Annotated in this window: 15 protein-coding genes; 3 read left to right on the top strand and 12 right to left on the bottom strand. The window is 61.4% G+C overall.

From position 1 onward, the window contains the following. From CAK78_RS01470 to cmoM, 11 genes are all read right to left on the bottom strand, one after another. Positions 1-303: transposase (locus CAK78_RS01470; RefSeq protein WP_141214098.1), on the bottom strand; the 303-nt coding region annotated here is incomplete at its 3' end. 188 nt (positions 304-491) lie between these two features. Further along, on the bottom strand, positions 492-992 hold the full coding sequence (def, locus tag CAK78_RS01465) for a peptide deformylase (RefSeq protein WP_094696132.1): 501 nt from the start codon (positions 990-992) through the stop codon (positions 492-494). Between the two features lie 12 nt (positions 993-1,004). Beyond that, entirely contained in the window at positions 1,005-1,475 is a 471-nt protein-coding gene (locus tag CAK78_RS01460) for a GNAT family N-acetyltransferase (protein ID WP_094696131.1), read from the bottom strand. Between the two features lie 288 nt (positions 1,476-1,763). Next, positions 1,764-2,075 (bottom strand): putative quinol monooxygenase, encoded by a 312-nt coding sequence (locus CAK78_RS01450; protein WP_094696129.1) that lies wholly within the window; start codon positions 2,073-2,075, stop codon positions 1,764-1,766. 244 nt (positions 2,076-2,319) lie between these two features. Continuing rightward, complete coding sequence (locus CAK78_RS01445) at positions 2,320-2,805, bottom strand: GNAT family N-acetyltransferase (protein WP_094696128.1); 486 nt, start codon at positions 2,803-2,805, stop codon at positions 2,320-2,322. 17 nt (positions 2,806-2,822) lie between these two features. Beyond that, complete coding sequence (locus CAK78_RS01440) at positions 2,823-3,296, bottom strand: cupin domain-containing protein (RefSeq protein WP_010634079.1); 474 nt, start codon at positions 3,294-3,296, stop codon at positions 2,823-2,825. A 419-nt stretch (positions 3,297-3,715) separates the two neighbouring features. Next, entirely contained in the window at positions 3,716-4,114 is a 399-nt protein-coding gene (locus CAK78_RS01435) for a septal ring lytic transglycosylase RlpA family protein (protein WP_162519783.1), read from the bottom strand. A gap of 170 nt (positions 4,115-4,284) precedes the next feature. Next, the gene (gene mukB, locus CAK78_RS01430; RefSeq protein ID WP_094696127.1) at positions 4,285-8,712 is read right to left on the bottom strand and encodes a chromosome partition protein MukB; all 4,428 of its coding nucleotides are present in this window, start codon (positions 8,710-8,712) and stop codon (positions 4,285-4,287) included. Positions 8,713-8,714: 2 nt separating this feature from the next. Further along, positions 8,715-9,434, bottom strand: coding sequence for a chromosome partition protein MukE (gene mukE, locus CAK78_RS01425; protein WP_005300522.1), 720 nt, complete (start codon positions 9,432-9,434; stop codon positions 8,715-8,717). Continuing rightward, positions 9,415-10,734 (bottom strand): chromosome partition protein MukF, encoded by a 1,320-nt coding sequence (mukF, locus tag CAK78_RS01420; RefSeq protein WP_005300519.1) that lies wholly within the window; start codon positions 10,732-10,734, stop codon positions 9,415-9,417. The genes mukE and mukF overlap by 20 nt, the downstream gene beginning before the upstream one ends. A 76-nt stretch (positions 10,735-10,810) precedes the next feature. After that, positions 10,811-11,587 (bottom strand): tRNA uridine 5-oxyacetic acid(34) methyltransferase CmoM, encoded by a 777-nt coding sequence (gene cmoM / locus CAK78_RS01415; RefSeq protein ID WP_094696126.1) that lies wholly within the window; start codon positions 11,585-11,587, stop codon positions 10,811-10,813. A gap of 101 nt (positions 11,588-11,688) precedes the next feature. On the opposite strand from cmoM, the gene elyC reads away from it, so the two are divergent. From elyC to pfkA, 3 genes are all read left to right on the top strand, one after another. Then, positions 11,689-12,459 (top strand): envelope biogenesis factor ElyC, encoded by a 771-nt coding sequence (gene elyC, locus CAK78_RS01410; RefSeq protein ID WP_094696125.1) that lies wholly within the window; start codon positions 11,689-11,691, stop codon positions 12,457-12,459. Between the two features lie 135 nt (positions 12,460-12,594). Next, entirely contained in the window at positions 12,595-13,350 is a 756-nt protein-coding gene (gene tpiA / locus CAK78_RS01405) for a triose-phosphate isomerase (RefSeq protein ID WP_094696124.1), read from the top strand. Between the two features lie 147 nt (positions 13,351-13,497). After that, positions 13,498-14,469, top strand: coding sequence for a 6-phosphofructokinase (gene pfkA, locus CAK78_RS01400; RefSeq protein ID WP_005300508.1), 972 nt, complete (start codon positions 13,498-13,500; stop codon positions 14,467-14,469). Positions 14,470-14,834: 365 nt separating this feature from the next. Here the strand turns inward: pfkA and CAK78_RS22945 are convergent. After that, the coding region (locus tag CAK78_RS22945) for a hypothetical protein (protein ID WP_217900803.1) at positions 14,835-15,014 on the bottom strand (180 nt) is incomplete at its 5' end.

Genomic DNA, 15,014 nt, shown 5'->3' with positions numbered 1-15,014 from the left:
GTCAGGGATAGCCTGGTCCAGGGAGAGTTTGGCAAACAGACGCATTGAGGCAATTTCGTAGAGTGCGTCCTCCATGGCGCCGTCGCTGAGGTTGTACCACTGCTGCATACAGTGAATGCGGAGCATGGTATCGAGTGGGTAGGGACGACGCCCGTTACCAGCTTTGGGATAGACGGGTTCGATGACCCCCAGCATCCTTGGCCATGGGAGCACAGCCTCCATGCGAGCCAAGAATATCTCTTTACGGGTTTTACGGCGTTTGCCATTGAACTCGCAGTCCGCGAAGGTGAGCTGGTGACTCATGCTGAACCTCATCCCTGATGCCAAGTGGGGTTCATGATCTCACATCAAGGACTTGTTCGCACTTTCCCAAGAAAAAATCCACATCGGTGAAATCATCAAATAAAACAATACCAACCTTGTACATGGTTACCCCGTCATCCTGTGCAGATAATCAAATGGTTATGTAACGTGCCGCATGAAATATCGCGTCATGTCACCTTGAGGTGCTTTTTTACCTTCTTCAACGCCATAGTGCGCTTGAGCGGCGAGAGATAATCGATAAACAGATTTCCCTGCAGATGATCGATCTCATGCTGCAACACGATGGCCAGGAAATCGCTGCTCTTCAGGGTGATAGGCGAACCATGACGATCCAGCGCCGACACCACCACTGTGCTGTAACGTTCGACGTGGGCGTAATAATCGGGTACGGACAGACCCCCCTCCTGGCCAAGCGCCGGGTCAGTGCCGCTTATCACTTGCGGATTGATCAATACCAGCGGCAGATCCCGTTTTTCCGACAGGTCGATGATGACGATGGCCTCCTTGCGCCCCACTTGCGTGGCGGCGAGACCAATACCATTGTCGGTGGCATAGAGGGTCTCCAGCAGGTCATCGATCAGGCCTTGCACGGCCGCAATATCCTCAACCCGCTCGGCCTTGACTCTCAACCTGGGGTCGGGAACCGTTAAAATATCCAGCCTTGCCATCAATACGCTCCCTCAACCATGGGTACCCCATGACTCTTCTCTCGTCACCGGCCGGGACAAAGAGACGAACGCCGGCTCTTCCGCCACCACCTGATAACCGAGGCGCTGATAAAACCGCATCGCCCCCTGATTGGCGGTAAAACTCGACAGGGTCACCCGCACCCTCCCCTCACATGCCGCTTCCCGTTGCAGTTGCGCCATGACGGCAGAACCAAGCTGCCGGCCCTGATGGCGAGGGAAGATGATCAGCAGATGGACGTGCAGCGCATCCTCGTATGGCTTGCAGCAGAGCAGGCCGACTCGCTCGCCCTCTACCAGGATCCACGAAAACCAGTGCGGCTCATATTCGCTGGTCAACCGCTCACGCTGCATCTCGTCATCCCAGCCAAACACAGCCTCGACATAGGGAAAGATCCCCTCTTTGACGGCCGCAAAGCGCTGTTCAAACTCACTTGGCGGGATCCCTGCCAGTGTTATCTCCATTTCATCCCTCTGATCTGTTCGGCGCCATGACGGCCAATACCCACATCACAGCCCCCGCGATGGTGACGATGCTGCGGGGTTTGGCCCCAATATTGATTTTCATTTGGGTATCTTACTAAACAATCTGGAGATGAAAAGGTTGCAGGTACAAACAGGTGGCATAAGTGTGATGAGACGTCCCTCGTCGGAGGATGGAGGAAAGCAAATCAAGGGAAAGATGACGGGGGATAGCGTCTGGTGCGGCACCGGGCATGGGAAGAAATCGGGCCGACCTTGGGCCCGATGTGTTTAAGGGGGGCTCACCTCCTCCATAAAAATCAGCCGCAGCGGCTCTGCCAGCAGCACCTCGGCCTGGGCGGCAAAGGCCTGGAAATAGTCCGTCTGGCAGTGGCTGTCCAGCGCGGCCTGATTGATGAACGCTTCGCGCATATAGAAGGTGCCCGGCTCGTCCTGAAGTTCAAACAGCACGTAATCCAGGTTGCCCGGCTCGCGCCGCGTCGGCGCAATGAGCTTGAGCAGCTCGCGGCGCAGTGCCTCTCTCATGCCGGCGCGGGCTTTCAGCACGGCGATCGACACCAGTTTGTCTGTCTCTTTTTTCATCCAGTTTTCTCCGTTGTACATCGTCAACACACTAGAGAGTGCAGCCTGGACAGCTATTTATAGTGCCGGATACCCCCATCAGAAGTTGCCCAGTGTAGGCAGGACGGTGGGGGCCATATAGGGGGGCAGAATGAACACAGTGTTCACCACGCCGTGCACAGAGGAACAAACGAGCGGGAGGGGTCATTGCGCAAAGGGCGTCAACGTGACCCGCTAGGAGGCGGCACGGCTTGCAACCCCCTGGCTAAGGGTCTGCAGACCAGGATTCAACGTCAAGGCAATAGGTAGTGAAGGGGTATTCGCCCAGGCGTGTTTTCCTCACCCAGATGGCCCGTCTGGCGAGGGAGCGGTAAGGCGGGCGGGTATCCAGCAGGTGAAAGAGGATCGTCCGATGGCCAAGCTCCCTCGCCCACCCCATCATCTCGTTGAAAATCGCCACGCCGCTTCCCCAGCCGGCCCTGGCGAGCACAATGGCAAGCTCCACCTCCTCGTTAGCGGGCTGGATGCCGCACCATCCCACCAGGGTGCCGTCAAGGAAGATGGCGCGCACGCGGCAGCCTGGCCGGGCGTCGACTCCCAGCTTGTGCGCCATCCAGTCGCGCACCCCGGCCACATCGAAAAGCGGGTGAGGGATCAGGTGCTTGCGCAGCGTCTTATCGTTGAGCAGCGGCAGAAAATCCTCTGCCCTGACAGCAGAAAAGGGGCTGAACACCATGGAAGTCTCTCTCATTGCGTGAAGAGGCGCCCCTAGTAGGGGCTGCCATCCTTGTGTCTGGCTGACCAGGCGCCATCGGCACCCTGTACCAGGGCCAGATCGTCATCGGGATAGTCGACGGTGTCCCCTGGTAGCCTGTCCCCCACCTCGAGATAGACGGCGTCCACTTCACCGTGGTTGAGCAACTGGTGGGCCAGGCCGCTGCCACCCTTGAAGCCGATGCACTCCCCTGGCGACATCCGGTACTCCTCCTCACCGTGGCGCAGGGTGGGATTGCCCGAGAGCACATAGACGAACTCGTCCTGCAGGCCGTGATGGTGCTTGAGCGCCGAGATGGCCCCCGGTGCCAGGGTCGTCAGATTGACCCCGAAATTGGCGAGGCCGAAATGATCCCCCAGCCTGCGCCGGGTGCGGTGCTTGACCAGGGAGGCAAAGGGCTCCGGATAAAGGGACTTTGCCTTGTGCTCGGGGATGGCCGCTGCCTGAATGGCGCGCTTGTCAGTCATGTTCTGATCCTCCCTGTGAATGAGGTCTCTCTTTATAGCCTGCTCCTTAGCGGCGAAGCATGGGCAGGGGGTTGAAGGGGTGTCTCACACACCATGCCATGCCCGGTTGCAGCAAACGCCGGTGAAATCCTCCCCTGTCACCCCTTTGAAGGGAGACATGATCGCCTCCACCCACGGCAAGGGGTGTTCCATATGCATTCAACCTCCCCTGCTCCTGCCCGATGCCCGCCTGACCGATTGCCGCCAGATGGCAAAGACTCCCTGATTTTCGTTTGGCTATCTTAATGGCACACCGGAAAATGGGAAGTCGTGTTGGCAACATCACCACTGGAATGAAGAAGATGGCCCGCGATCACTGGGAAGCGCCCTCTTCCAGCGGCTCGGGTATGGAGGGGCACCAGCACATGCAGACCCGGTTACTAGAGCACCTCAATCCTGACCTTGATAAGCCCGGCGCGGGGATTGCCGATGGCGCTGAACGCCGCCTTGGAGAGATCGATGATGCGCCCGCGGGGGAAATTGCCCCTGTCGTTGACCCTGACCACCACGCTCTTGCCGTTGGCGAGGTTGGTGACCCGCACCATGGCGCCGAAGGGCAGCTCCATGTGGGCGGCAGTGTTGGCGTGGCGCTGGTAAGGCTCGCCGCTGGCGGTGCGCTTGTTGTGGTAGCGGTCGGCGTAGTAGGAGGCGAGCCCCGTCTCGCTATAGCCGCGCCAGCTACCGCCGTGGCTCTCGTCATAGCGACTGCTGCAGGCGGCCAGCAGCACGGTGAGCGGCAGCAGCAGCCCCTTTCGCAAAAATTGCCCCTTTTCAACCATGTGCCTTGTCCTTGCTCCCCTGCGGGGTTTCGATGCCAATAAAGCGGCGCCGGTTGTAAGCAAACCGGCGTGATGCCGGCCTGCCAGGGCCGCGCCGCTACTTTGCCACAGTTTCCAAACAAAACGGGAGGCCAAGCCTCCCGTTTTCATACCTCGTCCGTCAGCCTCTGTCAGGCGATGAGCTTGTCGTCGGCGAAGCCGAAGCCACGCAGACCCACCACATGCACGTGCTCGTGCTTGCCCTGCACCTTGCGGATGAGCTTGTAGGTGGTGCCCTTCTCGGGGCTGATGTTCTCGGGCGCGGCGATAAGCAGCTGCATGTCCTGCCGCTCGCACAGTTCGAACAGGGTGGCGATGGATTTGCCATCAAGCCGCGCCGCTTCGTCGAGGAACAGCAGACGGCAGGGGGCGATGTCCTTGCCGCGCAGACGGCGGGACTCCTCCTCCCAGCTGATCAGCACCATCAAGAGGATGGCCTGACCGGTACCGATCGCCTCGCCGGTGGAGAGCGCGCCGCTCTCGGCCCGCAGCCAGCCATCGGCGCCGCGCTGCACCTCGATCTCCAGCTCCAGGTAGTTGCGATAGTCGAGCAGCACGTCGCCCATCACCTGATAGCTGCGATCCCCCTGCTCCACTTGCGGGTTGAGGCGCTGGAACAGCTTGGCCATCGCCTCGGAGAAGCTGAGCTCCTTGTCGGCGAACAGATCGTTGTGCATGGCGGTTTGGTCAGCCAGCGCCGTCAGCAGACGGGTGTGGGCCTCGCGGATATTGACGTTGAGACGCACCCCGCGCACCAGACCGAAGGCGATGTTCTGCAGACCCTGGTTGAGCACCCGGATGCGATTCTGCTCGCGGCGGATGATGTTGGTGATCTTGGCCGCCACCTCGTGAGAGGAGAGCGACAGATGGGTTTCCCGCTGCTTGAGCTCGTCAGCCAGACGGGCCAGCTCGATCTCCATCTCCTCGATCGCCTCCACCGGATCATCGGAGCGGATGATGTCGTTGCGGATGCGATCTTTCAGGTAACGGTAGACCTGCACGTAGAAGGCCACCTTCTGCTCGGTGCTACGGTTGCCCTCCGACAGTCGCAGCGCATCACGCAGGGCCTCGTCGTGGGCCACCGCCACCCGCAGGGCGCCGAGGGCCTTGTCCGACATGGAGCGCAGCTCGTCGCTGTCCAAATAAGCCAGCTCGCGCTTGTTGAGGCGCTTCTCGACGTCGGTCTCCCGCGCCAGCCGCACCACCCGCGACCAGCTCGCCTTGTGACCCACCAGGGATTTACGAGCGCCGTAGTAATCCTTGCCTTCGAGCTTGAGACGACCGCCGAGGGATTCGATCTCGCGCTTGGTCACCTGCAGCTGGGCCTCGGCGCTGGTGCGACGGGAACGGGTGCGGATCAGCAGCTCTTCGATCTCTTTCTTGTGGGCGCGCGCCTTCTCTTCCATGTCGTCAGAGAGGGTCAGCCCCATGGCCGCCAGCTCCTGCTCGAACTCGGTCAGGGTCTGGCGCTTGGCCTCGACGCTGGAGTTGAGCGCGGTGCGCAGCTGCAACGCCTCGGTGTGGCGCTGGGCAATCTGCTTGTGCTGCTCGCCAGCGGTGCGGGCGGCAAGCTCGGCCGCTTTCAGCTTCTCTTTGAGTCGCTCGCTCATCTCGGAGGCCTTGCCCAGCAGGTCTTGCGCATCCTGATAGGCAAAGTGCGGCAGGCGGGCCACCAGCTGATCGAGGGTGTAGCAACGGCGCTTCTGCTCGGCCAGCAATTCGTTGGCTTCGTCAAACGCCGCCTGTAGGGCAGAGAGATCCTGCGGATCCTGACGCAGCACCTGCACCATGGTTTCCAGCTTCTCGAGCGCCTTGCCGTGCTTGGCGATAAAGGCTTCGGCCTGTTTCAACGCTTCCACATCGGCGTGAGCCGCCTCGAGGCGGGCAGCCAGCTCAGTCTCTGCAAACAGGTGGGCAAAGGGCAGCATCCCCTGCACCAGCTGGATATGGCGAGTCAGCTGGGCGGCGGCCGCTTTGGCCTCGGTCAGCTGCTTGTTGCACTCGGCGATGGTCTCTTGCAGCTTGCGCTGCTCGGCCTGTTTGGCCTGCACTTCCGCTTCCGGGTCGGGGCGGAAGGCGATATCCAGATGCTGGCCGATAAAGTCGCGGAAGTGACCGTAGAGGCGGTGGTACTTCTGCTGCTCGAAGGCGGCCTTGGCGTAACCCTCGATAAGCTCTTCGCGCTCAAGGTCGAGCTGCTCGATCCGCTTTTCCCGGGCGGCTCGGCCAAACAGCGGCAACTCGGGGTAGCGGGAGAAGCGCACCTGACGCTTGCTGGTGCGCACCAGCACGGCGTCACCCAGCTCGTCGGCCTCCACCAGATCCTCGTCAAAGGAGTCGGGGTTGCCCTGGATGAGGTAGATATCTTCCGGGCAATCTTCCAGCTTTTTCAGCCGCTCGATGGCGCCCTCAAGGTCAAGCACCACCAGGGCGCTGCGGGCCGGGCCGTAGAGCGCGGAGTAGTAAGGGGCATCGTCGATGGAGATGTCGTCGTAGACATCGGAGAGCAGCACGCCCCCCACCTGCTCGGCAATGCGAGCCAAGCGCGGATCCGCCTCACCGGCCCCCAGCTGCAGGTTGCGAATTTGCAGCTCCAGCGCCTGTTTCTGCGCCGCGATGCGGTTGCTCTCCTGCTCGAACTCGCGCTCCTTGTCGAGCACGCTCTGCATGCCGGAAGAAAGTTCTTCGGCGGTGGTGAGCGGCAAACCGCTCTGCTCGCGCAGCTGCTCGAGTTTTTCAAAGGATTTGAGCCAGCGCGGGGCCAGCTTGGTCAGCTCCGCGATATCGCGGCCGAGCTGGGCGCCCTGATGCTCGAGGCTGGCACGGCGCTGATTGACCTCGGCCTGTTGCTCGGCCAGCTCCTCCTGACGGGTGCGCTGGGCCTCAAGAAACAACTCCAGCTCGTCTTGGCTCGCGATCAGCTGGCCGGAGGCCTGCTGCAGCTCGTCACGCAAGCGCAGCAGCGCCTGCTGGCTTTCGCTCTCTTTCTCGAGGCGAGCCAGCGCGGCGCGCAGCCCCTGCCCCTGTGCAATCCGAGCCTTGTCTTCGATATGACGCTTGAGCAGTGCCTTGGCGGTGGGCCAGGCGGCCTCGCGCGCAGTCTCGGGGGCAATGTTCAAAAGCAGCGCCAGCGCCGCTTCGTGCTCGGCCACCGCCGCCTTGGCCAGCGCCAGCTGCTGCTCGGCCCCCAGCACCCGGCTGGTGAGGCTCTGCTCGGCGGCGCGGAACTGGTGCAGGGTGTCGCTCGCCTGTTCGGCGGTCAGCCCCGGCAGCTCGCACTGCTCGCGGGCGTTTTCCAGCGCCTGCACCGCCTGACGGTACTGGATGGCGCGAGTCTGCTGGATATCCAGCGCCTGTTGATAGTCGGCCAGCTGGGTCTTGAGGCTGTCTACCTCTGCCTGGGCCAGCTCCTTGCGCTCTTCCACCTCCAGCAACTGGCTATGGATCTCTTCTACCACCGCCTGCTGCTGTTCTAGTTTGTCAGAGAGATCCGCCAGATCGGCGCGATACATCTCGATCTTCTTTTGCAGCGCCACGGCGGCCAGCACCTTGGCCAGGTGCTCGGCGGCCGATTCCAGCTCGTCGGTCAGCAGCTTCTCGCGGTTGGTGAGCTGCTCTACCTCGTCGGCCAGATAGATGGCGCGCTGCTTCTCCTCGGCCAGCAGGCGACGCTTGCCTGCCAGCTCCTGACGGGCCTTGAGGGCCAGCTCGGAGAGACGGTTCTTCTCGGCGGCGTTGCGCACATAATCCGCCGCCACATAGTGGGTGGTCTCGGTAATGAGGTTCTTGAACAGATCCCGCTGACCCTGGGTCTCTTTAATAGCCTCAAGGGTGCGGCGGTTCTCGTAGATGGCCGCTTCCATGTCCTGGAACGCCTTGCGCACGCCGGAGTTTTCCGGCAGCAGGTATTCGCGCAAGGATCGGCTGATAGACGAGGAGATGCCGCCGTAGAGGGAGGCCTCGATCAGACGGTAGAACTTGCCGCGATCCTTCTGATCACGCAGCTTCTTCGGAGTGATGCCGAACTCGAACATGAAGTTGTGATAGTCGGTCACCGTATTGAACTTGGCGACCTTGATGGCGCCAAGCTCGGCCGCCGCCCCTTTCAGATCGGCGAAGGCACGTACCCGCCCCTTGCCGTCGTCGAGCTTCTCCAGCAGCAGATCGGTGGGTGCCAGATTCTCCGGCACATCCACCAGGGCGAACGGGGTGATGTTGACCTTGTTGTCACGGTTGGCCACCTGCTCCAGGTGCACGCCGACCCAGATCCGCTGCTCACGGCTGTTCATCACCTCCAGCAGCGAATAGCAGTGGCCGCGCTGCAGCTTGCCGTAGAGCCCCTTGTCACGGGAGGCGCTGCTGGAACCCGCCTCCGTGGTGTTGCGGAAGTGAAGCAGGGACTGGTCGGGGATGAGGGCCGCGATAAAGGCCGCCATGGTAGTGGACTTGCCCGCCCCGTTGCCGCCGGAGAGGGTGGTGACCAGCTGGTCGAGATCGAAGGTCCGGGCGAAGAAGCCGTTCCAGTTGACCATGGTCAGGGATTTGAACTTGCCTCGCACCTTTATACCTCCAGATCCAGTTGTTCTTCATCGAGGTCCGCCTCGATGTCATCAAACAGCGAGTCGCTGCTCGGCATTTCGTCGTCGTGGAAGATGGCCTCCCCCTCCTGGATCATCCGCAGTTGCACCGCGCGCGGATCCTCATCGGAGCGCACGTCCGCGGCGAAGCGGAACACTGACTCGTTGACCCGGAATTTGTCGCTGTTGCCAAGGGCGGTGATCATGCCAAGGCGACGCAGGCGGCGCATGGAGGTACGGATCTTCTCCAGCAGTTTCTTCTTGTCCAGATCGGTGCCACCGGAGCGGCTGTTGACCATCCGCAGCAGCTGCTTCTCGTCGGCCAGGCTCAGCACCTCCTCCTGCAGCTCGCCCATGGCGAACACCCCTTCCGAGGCGAGCCGATCCGGGCTCAGGTAGAGGTAGCAGAGTACCTTGCCCACCAGCATATCGAGCTCAGATAACACTGTTGTTCCGATGTCGGCACTGGGGCGCGGGCGCAGGTAGAAGAAGCCTTCCGGCGCCTTGATCAGCTCCACCTGATAGCGGCCGTAGAAGATCTCCAGCTCCTGGTGATACTCCACCAGCGCCGAGTGCTGCTCGAACTCGTCGGCACTGATGTGGCGGCCAGAGCGCAAGGCGGTGTCGATGCGCGGAAACAAGGGGTTGGCAATCGCCTCTGCGAGCCGCAGCGGCAAGGGAAACTCAGTATTGATCAATGACATAGGCCTGAACCTTGGATCCAGCTTGGTTAATGGGTTTCCATGCGGGCTGACGATGCAGCTGGTGCTCGCCGCTGGCATGGCCCAGGCGCACGGCCTGGTCGATCAGAAGACGCGCCACGTCGAAGTGGGCATGGGCCGGGTAGTCCAGCAGGTATTCGCGCAGCACGTCGGCGAGATCCAGCTGCTGACCCTGCTCGGGGTAGCGGGCCAGGTAGCGCTCGATGCGCTCGGCCAGCTCCTGGTTGATGTCCACCATCTCCATGTACTCCATCTCGAGGGGCACCTCGCCGGTCACCTCCTCGTCGTGGATGGCGATGGTCTCGTCGCGCAACTCCAGCAGGCGGGGCTCTTCGGCCACCCGCAGCTGCCAGTTGTGCTGATCGAAGTTGCGGATGGATTCGCGCAGCCGCTGGCTGAAGGCACGGTTCTTGTCCATGTCGATGGCGTTGCGGATGAACTTGTGGACGTGTCTGTCGTAGCGGGCCCACAGCTCGATACACTGCTGGCCCCAGCTGGTGATGACGTCAAGGCGCCCCTGCAGGGCGTGAGTCAGCTCCTCGACGTGGAACAGATCCTCGCGCCCCTGCGCCGCTTCCTGAATGTTGAGCAGGCCCGCCTGCAGACGGTGGCCGGCGGCGTCCAGGGTATCCTGCAGCTCGCGCAGGGTCTGGCCGGTCTCGTGCAGCAGCTTTTCACAGCTGTGGATGGCATCGACCCAGTTCTGGGTCAGCAGGGCCGCGATCTCGCTTTTGACCTGATTCTGCTGCTCATCCATGGCGCGCTGGGTGAGATCGATGCGCCCCAGCGTCTCTTCCAGGGAGAAGGTGAGCCGTGGCAGCACCTCGGCATCCCACTGCTCGCGGGTGTTGGTCTCGAGCGCCGCCTTGCGGGCGGTGTCGAGCTCGGCCGCCAGGTGTTCGAGCAGGATGGAGAGCTTGATGGAGTCAACCTGGCGCTGATCCATAAAGAAGTCGACGATGCTCATGCCAAGACGCGACAGGCGATAGAGGCTCTCCCCGGCCACCATGTCGGTGTTGAAACGCGACAGCAGCTGTTGGCGAATGAGATCGTTGATGGCGTTGTTGGCGCGACCGGTGAGGGTCTCGTCCATCTGGCCGAAGGCGTTGCTGACGTAGCCGAAGGCATCGTGCAGGGCCGCTTCCGACAGGTCCGACTCATCTTCGGACAGGGTCTTGATTGCAATCAGAAAGGCCAGCCGGTCGGTGGGCAGGCTCAACGCCAGCCCCTCCTGCCTGACCCATCCCACCATCTCTGGCAGGGTACGGGATGTACTCATCATGACGTTGTCATCTCGTTGTTGTATTGGGCGCAAAGCCTTGCGCGCGGCTACATCCGGTAGCATCGAAAAAAGGGGCTCAGCCGGCGGGTTTCTGCGCCATCACGTGGATATAGCGCCCCAGGGAGATAAACGGCTCCTGCCGGCAATATTGCTGCTCCATGGCCAGCAGATCGTCAAACTTCTCCAGCTGATCCTGCTTGTGGCGCATGTAATCGTGGATCACCCGCACCCCGGTCTTGCCGATTATCTTGAGCCCGCCCCGGCCAATCCAGTCATACACCAGCTCCGGCAGCTGGGGATTGGTGGGGGTCAGCGCCGTCTGCCGCTTCTTGCGAAGACCCAGGCGCACATAATCGAAATTGCCCACCACCAGGCTCTGGAACAGCAGGCCGTGGCGGTTGTAGAAAAGCAGCGACAGTATGCCTCCGGCATTGACGAAAGGGAACAGACCGAGCAAGGTCTGGCGCGGCTCGGCGAGCCACTCCAGCACCGCGTGACAGAGCACCAGATCGAAGGTGCCGGTCACGTGTGCTTTAAGATCCTGAATGGGGCAATGGATGAGACGAATTCTGTCTTCCAACCCCTTCTCGGCGATCTGGCTACGGGCCAACGCCAGCATCTCGGCGGAGAGATCGCACAGCTCCACCTGATGGCCCATGGCCGCCAGCTTCTGGGCAAAGTAGCCAAACCCGCCGCCCGCATCCAGGATGCGCAGGGGCCGGTTGCCAAGGCGGGCCAGGCAGGCTTCGATGTCGCTCCAGACCACTGTGGTGCGGATGCGCCCCTTGGTGGAGTCATAAATGTTGCGGGCGAACTTGTCGGCCCGCCCGTCGAAACTCTGATCGTGCTTCAAGGAGAAACTCAACTTTTGCGCCACAGGGTTGTGGCCATCCCAAAAAAGAGAGGTATTCTGTCACATCCCGAATTTGCTGAAAACTCAAGGAACTCTCTGCCGTGTTTGTGCTTAAAAAGTGGCTGGGTCAGCTGCTGATGCCGCTCCCCTTCTCCGTCACCCTGCTGTTGCTGGCGCTGCTGCTGCTCTGGTTCACCCGTTTTCAGAAAACCGGCAAGCTGCTGGCGACCCTGGCCCTGCTCATCGTCGCCCTGATGGGGATGCGGCCGGTGAGCTACCAGCTGGCCCGCCCGCTGGAGCAGACCTTCCCCCCCTTCGAGGTGAGCCAGCATCCGGACATCCAGGCCATCGTGGTGCTCGGCAACGGCCATGTGAGCGACCCGACCGTCCCTGAGCGCAGCTGGCAGAACAACATCGCCCTGGCCCGCACCCTGGAGGGGGTACGGCTGGCCCAGGCTTATCCGCAAGCGGAGCTCATCTTCTCGGGCTATGTGTCGGGGGATCCCCTCTCGAACGCCGAGATCAACGCCCGCATGGCGGCAAGCCTCGGCATCCCCCGCTCGCGGATGACGTTGTTTGAAAACAACAAAGACACCCACGATGAGGCGGTCAGCATCAGCCGCCACCTGCAGGGCAAGCGGGTGGCGCTGGTGAGCTCGGCCACCCACCTGCCGCGGGCCATGGCGCTCTATCAGGGTCAGGGACTCAATGCCGTGCCGGCCCCCACCGACTACACCGCCAAGCAGAGCCAGGTGGTGCAACCCCTCTACAGCTACCTGCCCAAGGGGCGCTATCTGATGTATTCCGAGGCTGCCATTCACGAATGGATTGGGGTATGGTGGGCCCGTCTGCGGGGTCAGGTCACCGATTGAGCGATCGAGCCTTTCATTCCTGATTTGGATCAGGAAAGCGAAAAAAAATTACGTCATTTGCCGCCGGGTCAGCTATCTTGGGCTCGGTTCAATTCATATAATGTCGCGCAATCAAATGCCTAGGAGATATAGAAGATGAGACAGCACCTGGTAATGGGTAACTGGAAACTGAACGGCACCAAGGCTTCCGTCGAAGCACTGATCAGAGGACTGACCCCGGCGGCTGCCGCTCATCCTTCTGTACAAGTCGCCGTCTGCCCGCCGGTTATCTTTTTGGGTCTGGTTGAGCAACTGACCGCCGGCAGCAAGATTGCCTACGGTGCCCAGAACGCCGACGTTCACGAGTCTGGCGCCTTCACCGGCGAGAACGCTCCGTCCATGCTCAAAGCCTTCGGTTGCACCTACTCCCTGGTCGGCCACAGCGAGCGTCGTACCCTGCACGCAGAGACCGACGACGTGGTTGCTGCCAAGTACGAAGCCATCCAGAAAGGCGGCCTGATCCCCGTGCTGTGCATCGGTGAGACTCTGGCCCAGTTCGAAGCCGGCACCACCAACTCCGTGGTCGAAACCCAGCTCAAAGCCGTGATCGATCGTTGCGGTATCGCCTCCTTCGAGAACGCCGTCGTGGCTTACGAGCCGGTATGGGCCATCGGCACCGGCAAGACCGCTACCCCGGAAATCGCACAGGCCGTGCATGCTCACATCCGTCAGTACCTGGCTGGCTTCGACGCCGCCGTGGCTGCCAAGGTACAGATCCTGTACGGCGGCTCCGTGACCGGTGCTACCGCTGCCGACCTGTTCGGTCAGCCGGACATCGACGGCGGCCTGGTGGGCGGTGCGTCCCTGAAAGTGGACGACTTCTCCCAGATCATCGCTGGCGCGGCCAAGTAATCGGCTGCCATGGAGGGGGCGCTTGCCCCCTCCTGCGTATCGCTTTTCCTATGGCAGCCAGCGCATCCCATATGAAAGCCGATATAGTAAAAGTGGCTTGTCTCATTTAACCCTTTCGTATTCGACAACTCAGATCCAGAGGCACTCATGACCAAACAAATCAAACGTATTGGTGTTTTGACCAGTGGTGGCGACGCACCGGGTATGAACGCAGCCATTCGCGCCGTGGTGCGCGCCGGCCTGCATCATGGCCTGGAAGTCTACGGCATCTATGATGGCTACCTCGGTCTGCACCAGGACCGTATCGTCAAGCTGGAGCGCCACAGTGTCTCCGACGTGGTCAACCGTGGCGGTACCTTCCTCGGCTCCGCCCGTTTCCCTGCCTTCAAAGATCCGAAAGTGCGCGCCGAAGCGATCGAGAACCTGAAAAAGCACGGCATCGACGCCCTGGTGGTGATCGGCGGTGACGGCTCCTACATGGGTGCCAAGAAGCTGACCGAAGAGGGTTTCCCCTGCATCGGTCTGCCGGGCACCATCGACAACGACATCGCCGGTACCGACTTCACCATCGGCTTTGACACTGCCCTCAACGTGGTGGTGGATGCCATCGACCGTCTGCGCGACACCTGCAGCTCCCACCACCGCATCTCCGTGGTCGAGATCATGGGCCGCCACTGCGGCGACCTGGCCATGTCTGCCGCCGTCGCCGGCGGTGCCGAGTACGTGATCGTGCCGGAAGTGGCCTTCGACAAAGAGAAGCTGCTGCAACAGATCAAGGAAGGGGAAGCCAAAGGCAAGCGCCACGCCATCATCACCATCTGTGAGCATGTCACCGACGTGAACGCCCTGGCCAAGGACATCGAGGCCATGACAGGTCGCGAAACTCGCGCCACCATCCTGGGCCACATCCAGCGCGGTGGCTCCCCGACCGCCCGCGATCGCATCATGTCCAGCCGTATGGGCGCCTTCGCCGTCGAACAGCTGCTGGCCGGTCAGGGTGGCCGCTGCGTCGGTATTCAAGGCAACGAGATGGTGCACCACGACATCATCGACTGCATCGAGAACCTGAAGCGTCCCTTCAACCAGGAGCTCTACGATCTCTCCACCACCCTGTTCTAAGCCCCGCTTGTTCAGGCTGTTGTGACAAAAAACCCTCCGCTGGAGGGTTTTTTATTGGCGCGGGCTACCTGCCGGCACGCCCGCTCCCATTCCACCCTCTGGCCATGTTTGCTGTTTCCCCGCCCATGGCTCCCTGCCTTCCCCTCGCCTCTTCAGGCAGCCCGGTCAGGGCGATGCAGCCAGCAAACCTCCCCACCTGCCATTGACTCGCAGCGAAACCCTGCACAGGGCCATCGCGCTGTGCAGTCAGCTCACCCTCCATGCCATCAAGTGGCCATGTACCTGCCATCAGCAGCCCCCATCGAGCCGTCAACATGCCTTGAAAAGAGTCGAACAGGGTCGGTTCAATGGTTGCGCGACTGTCATCAACCGCAGGATTTCTGCAGATTTGCGAGCGTGCTGCCGCCAGAAGGTGGCGTCACGACAGGGAAAAATTCCCGGAGCACGACAAGAAATGCTGGGGGTAGGGAAAATGGGGCTGACAGCAGTCCAAAGCACGCCAGACTCACCCCATTGCCAGAAAAACTGTCTGCTTTGGCCGGCAA

The sequence above is a fragment of the Aeromonas sp. A35_P genome, from assembly GCF_002259925.1.
GTDB classification, from domain to species: Bacteria; Pseudomonadota; Gammaproteobacteria; order Enterobacterales; family Aeromonadaceae; genus Aeromonas; species Aeromonas dhakensis.
The sequence above is the reverse complement of the archived record's forward strand: the minus strand, read 5'-3'. Positions and strand labels throughout refer to the sequence as shown.

Coding starts and splice junctions, on each gene's coding strand:
- def (WP_094696132.1), bottom strand. CDS start 992: ATGGCAAGGCTGGATATTTTAACGGTTCCCGACCCCAGGTTGAGAGTC.
- CAK78_RS01460 (WP_094696131.1), bottom strand. CDS start 1,475: ATGGAGATAACACTGGCAGGGATCCCGCCAAGTGAGTTTGAACAGCGC.
- CAK78_RS01450 (WP_094696129.1), bottom strand. CDS start 2,075: ATGAAAAAAGAGACAGACAAACTGGTGTCGATCGCCGTGCTGAAAGCC.
- CAK78_RS01445 (WP_094696128.1), bottom strand. CDS start 2,805: ATGAGAGAGACTTCCATGGTGTTCAGCCCCTTTTCTGCTGTCAGGGCA.
- CAK78_RS01440 (WP_010634079.1), bottom strand. CDS start 3,296: ATGACTGACAAGCGCGCCATTCAGGCAGCGGCCATCCCCGAGCACAAG.
- CAK78_RS01435 (WP_162519783.1), bottom strand. CDS start 4,114: ATGGTTGAAAAGGGGCAATTTTTGCGAAAGGGGCTGCTGCTGCCGCTC.
- mukE (WP_005300522.1), bottom strand. CDS start 9,434: ATGTCATTGATCAATACTGAGTTTCCCTTGCCGCTGCGGCTCGCAGAG.
- mukF (WP_005300519.1), bottom strand. CDS start 10,734: ATGATGAGTACATCCCGTACCCTGCCAGAGATGGTGGGATGGGTCAGG.
- tpiA (WP_094696124.1), top strand. CDS start 12,595: ATGAGACAGCACCTGGTAATGGGTAACTGGAAACTGAACGGCACCAAG.
- pfkA (WP_005300508.1), top strand. CDS start 13,498: ATGACCAAACAAATCAAACGTATTGGTGTTTTGACCAGTGGTGGCGAC.